Below are 10,499 nucleotides of genomic sequence, written 5' to 3' on the forward strand. Positions count from 1 at the left end.
ACGGAAGTTTCAACATGAAGGAATAAAGGAAGTTTATTCATTTGAGCTGAAAGCTCAGGATTTATCGTCCAGAGCTGAAAGCTCCGGACAACACCAGGTCCTTAATGAAAAACCTAAATGCCCTTAATTTCTTCATGGTTCAAAACTTCCCAATATATGTTAGCCTCCCCTACATCCTGGCCCCTCGCTAAAAAGCTTTACTAAAGCTTTTCTTTACGCTCGGTCCTCCTCACTCCCAAAAACTTCCTTCACCACCCAGCCTTTGCCCCACTCGTCCATTTCTTCTTGGCTCCAAAGTTCGGGAAAGAAAATGACTTTTTGGAAACGTGGCGGCAGGTATTTCTGCCAGTTGGTCCCTCCTGTAGCGGCAATATCCTGCGGATCACGCTGTAAATACCGGACCGCAGATTTATAATGGGCCAAGGGCCAAAAGACATTGGCCTTTAAGTCCAAGGAACGCATCAGTTCCTTCAGTTCTTCGTCTTTATCGGCACATTCCTCGTATTTCTTCCACATGTTTTTGCCCTTATAGATCTCGATTAGCTCTTTGAGCTCCTTGCCATACTTTTTCTCAAAAGACTTCAATGTTAAGGTCTTCTCACCTGTTGCCAATTCCTTTGCCCCATGCTGCCAATACAGGTTATCAAATATGGTATGGATATCCTTTTCATTTTTCAGGAACTCCCTCCTTTCCAAGTGGATCAATTGGTGCACATCTGTTGACTGGAGTTCAATTACCCGGTATTGGGCACTTTGGAAACCGCTGGAAGGCAATAGGGACATGCGGAACTTCAGGAACTGTTCTTTTTCCATTCCTTTCCACATGACGGCAAAGGAGGCGATCAATTGGTCGAAGTACATGTTTACCCTTTCCAACCTTTCTTTGAAAAATTTGGCATCAATTGGTTTTTTATCAGCGATCTGTTCCAATTCCCAGATGATCAATTTAAAATATAACTCGGTAATCTGATGGTAAATGATGAAGATCTTTTCGTCTTTGAAAGATGTTCTTGGCTGTTGCAAAGAAAGCAGGATATCCAGGTTGATGTAATCCCAATAGCTCATGTAATCAGCATATAAGAGACCTTCCAGGTAAGAAGAAAGGTCCTGTCCGGAAGCCTTGAATTTTTCCTGAAGCAGCTCTATTTTCTCTAAAACGTCTTTTGGGTATTTTGCTGGGCTCATGTGTTAATTTTTTGTGCGATAAGGTAGTTTTTTAAGCTGCTTTCTATTTATTTCAGGTCAGGAAAACAGCATATTCAGGGAATTCAGCTGTAAAATTCCATTTAAATTAGCAATAAACCAAAACAGTTATGGCAGATACTTCAGCAGTGCAGCAATCCATGAAGCAGGACCTATTCGAGGGGGTGGATTTTTATGGTGTGGACGATCTTTTGACCGAGGAACACAAATTGATCAGGTCGTCCATCAGAGATTTTGTCAAAAAAGAAATCAGTCCCTACATAGAAGACTGGGCGCAAAAAGCCCATTTCCCTTATGAAATCGTCAGGAAGTTTGGAGAGGTTGGGGCTTTTGGCCCACAGATACCGGAAGAATATGGCGGTGGCGGTTTGGACTACATTTCCTATGGACTGATCATGCAGGAGATCGAAAGAGGCGATTCCGGGATGCGCTCTACCGCATCGGTTCAGGGTTCTTTAGTGATGTACCCCATCTATAAATTTGGTTCTGAGGAACAAAAGATGAAATACCTGCCCAAATTGGCATCAGGGGAAATGTTGGGGTGCTTTGGGTTGACAGAGCCTGACTTTGGTTCCAACCCATCTGGAATGGTGACCAACTTTAAGGATATGGGTGACCATTACCTCTTGAACGGTGCCAAAATGTGGATTTCCAACTCCCCTAAAGCAGATATTGCTGTGGTCTGGGCCAAGAATGAGGCTGGAAGGATACATGGATTGATTGTAGAAAGAGGCATGGAAGGTTTCTCCACCCCAGAGACCCATGGCAAATGGTCTTTGAGGGCTTCTGCTACGGGTGAACTTGTTTTTGACAATGTGAAAGTACCTAAGGAAAACCTTTTGCCAGGTAAAAGTGGTTTGGGTGCACCGATGATGTGTTTGGATTCTGCCCGCTATGGCATTGCATGGGGCGCGGTGGGTGCAGCCATGGACTGCTATGATTCTGCCAGGAGGTATGCTTTGGAGCGAATCCAATTTGACAAGCCTATCGCTTCTTTCCAGTTGATCCAGAAAAAGTTGGCGGAGATGCTTTCAGAGATTACCAAGGCCCAGTTGCTCAACTGGAAACTGGGCATGATGATGAATGAGGGCAAGGCCACCACCGCACAGATTTCCCTGGCTAAGCGCAACAACGTGGCCATGGCTTTGGACATTGCCAGAGAGGCCCGACAGATCCATGGCGGGATGGGCATCACCGGTGAATACCCATTGATGCGCCATATGATGAATTTGGAATCTGTGGTGACTTATGAAGGTACCCATGATATCCATTTGTTGATTTTGGGTCATGAGATTACGGGGATACCGGCGTTTAAGTAAGACTTAAGACACAAGACTTAAGACACAAGAAATAAGACTGAGACCGCTGAGGTTTTTGAAACCTCGGCGGTATTTTTTTGACTGTTGTTTAGAAATGAGATTGGAGAACAATTTGATCTATGTGACTGCTTTGGTAAAAAAATATATTACCGCATAGTGATCATAGAAAACATAGTTGGGCAGCACCCAATCTTTGTTTTTAAAATCAGGCGGTTGATCCCAGGAATACTATGTGGACCTATGTTTCTTTGTGGTGAAAAACCCGACTTTAGATCTTTGCAACTACTTGTACCGAGGTGAAAATTGTTTAAATGATTAAAAGTTTAAGGCTTAAATGGTTAACCCCGAAAAGCATGACAACCTGACAACAATGACAACCATGAGAACCGTAATATTTGTCCGAAGCGGAAACACTACAACCATTATAACCACTACAACATTTAAAACATTTTCTCCCCTATCCAAGTCCGAACCATGGCAACCCGATAACCACGACAACAAAGGCAGAAAAAAAGCTGTCCCAATTAGAAGACAGCCTTTTTAATTTTAATTTAAGTAAATCCTCCTAACTGCCATTACTTGGAGGTTTTTTGACTTTTCTGTGGCAAAAGTACCACCTTTACTAAAAGCAATTGCATAACGACTTTCATTTATTTCAGGATCGGGATCCCAAAATATACCCCCATGTTGATCAGATGTCCAAACTTTAGAAAATCCAAATGGAAGATTAAACGGTAATTCTAATCCTCTGGGAAGTTCCCAGTCGGTAAAACCTTCAATTTCAAGTTCGGCTACTAATTTGGCTGCTATTCCCTCTTCTTGACATTGAGATGCGATAATGGCCGTAGGAGAAGCTCCAGAAATAGAAAAGTCAATTACTTGGCCTTCACATCCCCAAGGTGCGTTTTGACTAATTATTAAAGGAGCAATTATCAATACATAATCAATATCTGGTAAAAAAAGATCAGCAGTATTTGGTAATCTCAAAACATTCCCACCTTGAAATGTATCTCCTACTTTCAAATCATCAATATTGACTGGTTCACAGGTTTTTACCAAATTATAATCATCATTAATTTCTATTCTTTGACCATAACCCGTTTGAACTATACTCACTTCCATAAGTCCACAATCTATGTAATTTTCCTCTAATGGAATTGTAACTTTACCAAGTTCTCCCACCTTCAAATTTGACAGTTCAAAAGATTGTCCGTTTATGCTGATCGTGTACCTTAACATTCCTCTAAAGTCAAAATCGTCGGTTGAAGTGTTTACTTCTACTACAAACTCATCGAATGTATTGTAGATTGTATAACTGACTGTTTTCTTGTTAGGTCCCACGTAGACGAATGCTTCTCCTCTTTTCCTGAATGCTTGAGTGGAATTTGGGGTAACACATTTTTCTTCACAGGTCCAATCCATCGCTGCAATCCGTAAATTTGGATTAAACTGGTCGGCAAGTAATTCACTATTGGTTAAATCAATGTTTTCCTGAATACCTTGTTCTTGAAGATTATCCTGTAAATCGACACAAGCCGAGTTAAAGAAAATCATTGCAACCATTCCTACCCATAAGGGTAGGGTGTTTCTGAGTTTAAAATTTTTCATAGCTGACATAACATCAAAGGTTTAAGTTGAAAATAGGGTCGTATATCCCAAATAGTTTGATTTTAAGCTTTATTAAATGCTTTTATTCTTTTAATCAATCTATCCATAAAATAAAAAGCTGTCAATCCCCTTTTTAGGTTGGTTTTGATGTCACTATTTGTAATCTCAAAAGTGTCAGGTTGAAAAAGAAAGAAATAGAAGTTTAAATGATCAAAGTTTTAAGGATTAACCCCGATAACCATGACAACCTGACAACAACGACAACCATGAGAACCGTAATATTTGTCCGAAGCGGAAACATTACAACCACTACAACAATTTAAATATTTTCTTCCCTATCCAAGCCCGAACCAAGACCACCACGACAATCCGAAAACAATTAACCTTCCCCCAAACAAAAAAAGCCACCCCTTTCGGAGTGGCTTATTCAACTAAACATCAATTAAACGTGACTATTACTTCATTGGAGCATAGGTTGGTTTTGGGTACACAGAATTTATAGGTTCTTGGAGGTAAGTCTTTTCCACTCACACTTATCATAAAGGATCCTCCATTTGTTACACTGCCTACCGCTTCTCCATCCTGATAGACATTTAACATACCAGTTTCACTTTCTACTTTATTCCAAAAGAAAAATACCATGTAACTGTTGCCTCTGGCTTTTTGGGAACTTGCTTCCAAATCAAAGGCATAATTGGGGCGGTTTGGGTCTATTTCCCCTGCCCCAATGCTATTGAGTCCAGAAAATAATAGGTGATTATTGATGGATTTGGAAAACCTGACAATGTTTTTTGTAGAAGTTTCAAATAGGAAATCATACACCTGTTGGGCAGTGGCAGTTGGAATGGAGTCTAAATAAAGTGCCGCTACACCGGCACCTAAAGCACCTGAATTCCAGTATGAAATATCAAACCGTTCAATTTCAGATCCAGAAAATCCATCCACAAGTATGTCGACTCCTGGTGCAAAAAGGTTAATACAATCCCCAAACTGCCAACCAAAGAATCCTAGTCTATCGTCCTGAAGAGTCGGACCTACTGTGAAAACATTTTGGAAACCTGAGGGAGAGGTAGTACAGGTAGGAATATTACTATCTGCATTTGTTACACCTGTAAAAATACTGATATTCGCTTCATATAATTTGTTAAATGCATCTTCTAAAAGAGGTTCTAATATATAGGAAATAGATGCTGTCAGAATAACTGAGGGGCCTTTAGCCGTACCTAAAATATAGTCCAATCCAACAATATAAGAACTTAAATATACTTCATAAAATCGATTATAATCTATGGGCTGTTCATACAAAAAATCAATAGCCACCAACTTAGCATCTCTAGCAACACCTAAACTTTTACCGGCGACAACAGCTCCGAATATATTTCCAAGATATTTTAGTTCTTCATACCTGGATGCAACTTTTCCAGTATCAGAAAATGAAATTTCATCAACCTTGGCTCTGTTTTCAAATTCATCAAGAGTGGGATCTAGAGGCATACCTAATAAATAAACAGTGACACCCTTTCCAGTGTAGGAAGTGTTAAACTTATTGTCAAGTGGTAAGCTTCTTTGATCTATTCTATCCAAATACCAATTTGGATTAATGTTTCCATTTCCCGGGTCCGGTTCCGGTTCCGGTTCTGGATTCGGTTCTGAGTCAGACCCTTTTCCTCCCCTATTTGGGTTGTTATTTCTTAAGCTGTGATTTGATATAGCATATTTATCAGGTGTAATGGACTTAACATCTGGGTCTTTACTTAGCATGTTGAGTTCTTCATTGTTCAACTCTAAAACAAAACCGGTAAATACATTTCCAAAAACCGCATCAACAACTTTTTCTTGCATACCACATCTAAGCAAAACTTCATTGGCAATTTTCCTCATTCCGGCCTGTACATCCTCGTACTTATCAGATTTTCGAAAATTGATTTGGTTGCTGTGTAAAGTAACTATGTACTTCCCCGGTACTACATTTGAGGAGATTTGATCCACTTTGGATAAATCTTCTGTCTTTTGGTCCTCCATATTCAAATCCTGACAGGAAAAGACCATTAATACCATCAATACCCCCCATAAGGGTAGGGTGTTTTTGAGTTTAAAATTTTTCATTGCTGACATCACGTAAAAGGTTTAAGTTGAAAATAAAGGCTGCTATCCAAATATTTGGAAAAAAGCCATTTATTAAGGTTATAATTTTAAAAAATAAGTTAGGAAGATAATAAATGCCTGTCAATCACCTGTACAGGGTATTTTTATGCTGATTTACTGGGCTTTTATGTCAAAAAACTCTTTTATGTAAAAAATTAGGGTTAAAAATAATCTTCCATCTTGGAAAGTTCATTGTACCAATACTTTAGGTTGTCCTCCGTACGAGTGATTCTAAATGCATATTGATTGAGCATATAGGTCAAATATATTTTCTCTAAATTCCTTAGCGGATTGAAATAACCAGTAGGATATTCGTTTATTTCAGTACGGTTAATTGATCCCTGACCATTTCCATAATTCTGATTTTTTTGTAACATGTCTTTTGCCAAACTTTCATCACCGTAATAGGTTATTCCAAAAGATGGATGTTGGGCGATGATATTCTTTTCTGATTCAAGCAAACTTCCAATACATGAATTTTTTATTTCTGAACTGATAAAAATGCCAGATTTTTGATTGGGCAAGGCTTGAAATTTGAAGCCCTTTACCCCTATTTTATTTCCGGTGATATTTAAATTATTGGTAAATGAGCCAAAATGAATTCCATTTGATAGGTTTCCGCTTATGGTATTGTTTTTCACCACAATATTATCAGGTGTCTCAAAAACTTTAGTATTGCTTATGTATATGCCTATAGTGTTTGGCATTTCATACATTTGGGTTTTATCTGTTCCTATCAGATTTCCTTCAATGATGGTTTCAAAAGCATTGAAGCAATAGATTCCCGCCTCCCAGTTTCCTGATATCAGATTTGACTCAAATTCCTTGTTGCTTCCAATCACTACCCCTCCTGCATCTTTAACCAAAATGCCAATTTTATTTCCTAAACTGAATTTTCCAGAAACATCTGTTCCAATTTTATTTCCCCTGATTATGATATCCAAAAACCTATTTCTTGGCAAAAATGGAGGCATGTTGTTAAAAACTTGGATTCCGATTTCATTTCCGGAAATTATATTTCCTTGATATTTATTTCCAACCTGAATGTTTTCCACACCATTTAACAGGTTAACGCCAATGACGTTTCCTAATCCTTTGTCCCCTTTTCTATTAGTCCCAATAAAATTATTGTATATCTTATGATTGATACCACTCATCTCAATGCCTCCATAGTTTGAAATGATCAGATTGTCCACGATTTCATTATTTTTTGAGGCAAATGAAAACACCATGGCTTTCCCATTGGCGTAAGCGGGGAATGATACACTTTCGATACCAAAGGAATTCCCGACGATTAGATTCTTCTCACCAAATATGATCAGTCCATTGATGTTATTCAAAAAGGTGTTTCCTTGATTGGTTTGTTTTGACCCTACTCTATTGTTTTTGCCATAAATGACCAATCCAACCCAATTGCCTCTTTCTGGTTGGCTTTCATAAGATCCAAAAAGATTGGCTTCAATGATATTATTGTCTGAATCCACCTCAATGGAAGGGGAATAAAATGCTTCAAATGCAAGTCCCCTAAGTGTACTTCCACTACTGTTATTGTCAAAATAAAGTCCGAAGCTTCGTCTTTGATAATAATCATTTTGAGCTGGGACATCATTATTCAAAAGATTTTTTCCAGATAATGAGATAGAAGGCAGTGCATTGGTATATCCAGGTTGTGTAGTGCCGTCTATGACAATTGGGAATAATAGGTAAGGAAGCGTTGATTTTAAGGTGATGGTATGAGTCTTCTTCCCTGGAATCTTAAAAATTATGGTATCCCGATGGGATGATTTATTGGCATTTTCAATAGCTGCTCTCAAAGTACAGTTTCCATAAGCATCTGCGCAGATATCATCTGCTAAATCTGCGTCTGGAAAGTCTTCTATGCTGTTGACCTCATATGCATGCTGTGCAAGGAGAAAATTAGCAGCGGGTTGGCTAATATAAATTAAAATAATGCACATCAATATCTTGTGCCAATACCAGCTCCGTGATTCAATTTCCATACTTAAAGCTGACTTTTGAAATGATCCGTTTTGTTTTAGTATTCCAAGTCCAAAAACCCAAGAAGCTTTTAATGTCGCTAACTGAATCAAATGGAATTAAAATTTCAATGCTTGTTCCAAAATTCCTGTTGCTTACAATGGAGAAAACTCCATTATTTCTTTCAATTCTTGTTTTAAGATTCTTCAATCCATTTCTATCTGAATTGAAGTTTACATCAAATCCTATCCCATTGTCCCTTACTAAAAGAAGTAGCTGACTATCTTTTTTATCTAAAATTACTTCCACCTTCGTGGCTTTTGCATGTTTTCGGATGTTGTTTATCAATTCTTTAACAATAAAGAACAGGTCTTTTCTCTTCTTAAAGCTAAAACCTTCCTGGGAAAGACTTTCATTAATCTGAATACTATATTTTAGATGAGAACCTTCGAGAGTTTCACTGATGTATCTCCTGGTTTTTGCCAGGAAATCTTCCATCTGCTCCTCATTCATCTTGATACTCCCAACCAAGTCATGTAAAGCTTCTGTTGACTCTAGTACTTCACTGTCAATTTGTTGGAGGACTTGATTAAACTCTTTGTTATTTTTAAATCTGTTTTTGTGAATGGCAGACAACAACTGAATGGTTGTCAATCTTGCGCCTAGGTCGTCATGCAGATCGGCGGAAATTTCTTCTCGAATCCCCCTTATTTTTAGTAAATAATTGACCCTTACATGGTATAATAGAAATAAAAGAAATGCCATCACCAGAATCAAAGACCCCTTGAACCAAGCTGTTTGCCAATAAGCCTCCTTAATCAGGATTTCAAGTTCATTTGCATTCGTATCTGTTGGTTCTTCGTGCGTAAGTTTCACTTTAAAATAATAGGTCCCCGGTAATAAGTTGGTGTAAGAAGCATATCTTCTGTTACCGGCATGTACCCATTCTTTATCGTAACCTTCCAGCATGTAACTATAATTGAGGTTTTCAGGGGCAGTGCCTGAAATGGAAGAGAAATAAAACTCTAAGTTGTTCTCATTGTGTTCCAGCTGAATAGCATTCATGTGCTGAAGGGCAAGTGTCGTTGGTATAGGCTTATGATTGGCCTTTAATTCTGTTAAGACAATATTGTTTGTGAAATTTGTTCGGTTAAAATTTTGGGATCTGATCATCAATAGCCCATGGTTTCCCATGAAATAAAGTTTTCCGGAGCTGTCCTCAAAGGATTTACCCGCTATAAATTCCGTTATGGGAATTCCGTTTTTGTTATTGAAATAATTGATGTTTTCAAAGTTTATGTTTTGTTGGTTTTTGGAAAAGATAACCCTAAATATCCCATTATTGGTACTTGCCCAAACGGTCCTGTCATCGTGGAATTTCAGTGCCATGATATAATTTGTTGGCAAACCAGAGGAAACATCATAATGAAGTAATTTACCTGTTTTCAAATGAATCAGGTAAATGCCACTACCAGATGTTGCGACCCAAAGCCAATCTTTTCTGTAGGCAACATCTGTGATTTCTGAGTCGACGGACAGCACTTTTTTTAAATGAATGGGATTCTCAACTTTTTTATTTTCGGGATCAAAAAAACCTATGCTTCTATCCTTTGAAATACTTAAAAAACCAATGTCAGGAATAAAAAATAGCTCGCTGATCTCATCAAATACATAGCAGGCTTCATTATCCTTAGTTGAGTCTATAATGCCTACCCCTGAACTTGGTGAATTAAGTATGATTTGATCTTTATGTAAAAATGCATCCCAATTTTCCATTGCATCAAAATCATTTAAAAATGCTTTTAGGGTATCTGAGATGGGTATGGGATCCCTTGCTATTTTTTCATGGAGCAAATCCAAAATGATCATTTGGTTTTAACCTTATCAAACCCCAATAATAGTGGTTCATTAATAAAGGGTATCCATTTTAGGTCAGGTTGATTAAATTGGTCTAGGCCTTTTAATGCATACACTTTGTCTGTTTTTATGACATCTAAATTATTGTTGAGCAGCTTAAATTCACCATTTCTTTGGAGCAGGCAGAGTTCCCCTTCTTTTGTTTGGAATAGCATTAAAGGGTCATCAGAAAATTTCTCACTTACCTGTACATTGAATGCCAGATTTTCTTCCAACACATAGAGTCCATTACTTCTGGTACCGATCCATATTTGACCTTTGGCCGTGCCGAATATACATAGAATGTCATTTGGTGAATCTCTTAAATTGACCTGCAAAATCTCAGCTTGA

The 10,499-nt window shown here is 38.1% G+C and carries 7 protein-coding genes; 1 reads left to right on the forward strand and 6 read right to left on the reverse strand.

The window, feature by feature from the left end; translation table 11 throughout:
* Window positions 1-213: 213 nt before the first annotated feature.
* Window positions 214-1,185: a tryptophan 2,3-dioxygenase family protein gene (locus B879_RS18865; protein ID WP_009186820.1), complete on the reverse strand. Its 972-nt coding sequence runs from the start codon at window positions 1,183-1,185 to the stop codon at window positions 214-216.
* Window positions 1,186-1,313: 128 nt separating this feature from the next.
* On the opposite strand from B879_RS18865, the gene B879_RS18870 reads away from it, so the two are divergent.
* Window positions 1,314-2,522, forward strand: a complete 1,209-nt coding sequence (locus tag B879_RS18870) for an acyl-CoA dehydrogenase family protein (protein WP_009186821.1) — start codon at window positions 1,314-1,316, stop codon at window positions 2,520-2,522.
* A 546-nt stretch (window positions 2,523-3,068) separates the two neighbouring features.
* Here B879_RS18870 and B879_RS18875 read toward each other — a convergent pair.
* The 5 genes from B879_RS18875 to B879_RS18895 all read right to left on the reverse strand — a co-directional run.
* Entirely contained in the window at window positions 3,069-4,139 is a 1,071-nt protein-coding gene (locus tag B879_RS18875; protein ID WP_009186823.1) for a hypothetical protein, read from the reverse strand.
* Window positions 4,140-4,568: 429 nt separating this feature from the next.
* Window positions 4,569-6,245 carry a protease inhibitor I9 family protein gene (locus B879_RS18880; protein ID WP_009186824.1) on the reverse strand — a complete coding sequence of 559 codons (1,677 nt, stop codon included), beginning with the start codon at window positions 6,243-6,245 and terminating at the stop codon, window positions 4,569-4,571.
* 191 nt (window positions 6,246-6,436) lie between these two features.
* On the reverse strand, window positions 6,437-8,233 hold the full coding sequence (locus B879_RS18885; RefSeq protein WP_238542170.1) for a right-handed parallel beta-helix repeat-containing protein: 1,797 nt from the start codon (window positions 8,231-8,233) through the stop codon (window positions 6,437-6,439).
* 31 nt (window positions 8,234-8,264) lie between these two features.
* Window positions 8,265-10,121 carry a sensor histidine kinase gene (locus B879_RS18890; protein ID WP_009186826.1) on the reverse strand — a complete coding sequence of 619 codons (1,857 nt, stop codon included), beginning with the start codon at window positions 10,119-10,121 and terminating at the stop codon, window positions 8,265-8,267.
* Window positions 10,118-10,499, reverse strand: a 382-nt coding sequence (locus B879_RS18895; protein WP_040401234.1) for a hypothetical protein, incomplete at its 5' end; no start/stop codon positions are given. The genes B879_RS18890 and B879_RS18895, both read right to left, overlap by 4 nt.

The organism is Cecembia lonarensis LW9 (genome assembly GCF_000298295.1).
Lineage (GTDB): Bacteria > Bacteroidota > Bacteroidia > Cytophagales > Cyclobacteriaceae > Cecembia > Cecembia lonarensis.

Coding starts and splice junctions, on each gene's coding strand:
- B879_RS18870 (WP_009186821.1), top strand. CDS start 1,314: ATGGCAGATACTTCAGCAGTGCAGCAATCCATGAAGCAGGACCTATTC.
- B879_RS18880 (WP_009186824.1), bottom strand. CDS start 6,245: ATGTCAGCAATGAAAAATTTTAAACTCAAAAACACCCTACCCTTATGG.
- B879_RS18890 (WP_009186826.1), bottom strand. CDS start 10,121: ATGATCATTTTGGATTTGCTCCATGAAAAAATAGCAAGGGATCCCATA.
- B879_RS18875 (WP_009186823.1), bottom strand. CDS start 4,139: ATGTCAGCTATGAAAAATTTTAAACTCAGAAACACCCTACCCTTATGG.
- B879_RS18885 (WP_238542170.1), bottom strand. CDS start 8,233: ATGTGCATTATTTTAATTTATATTAGCCAACCCGCTGCTAATTTTCTC.
- B879_RS18865 (WP_009186820.1), bottom strand. CDS start 1,185: ATGAGCCCAGCAAAATACCCAAAAGACGTTTTAGAGAAAATAGAGCTG.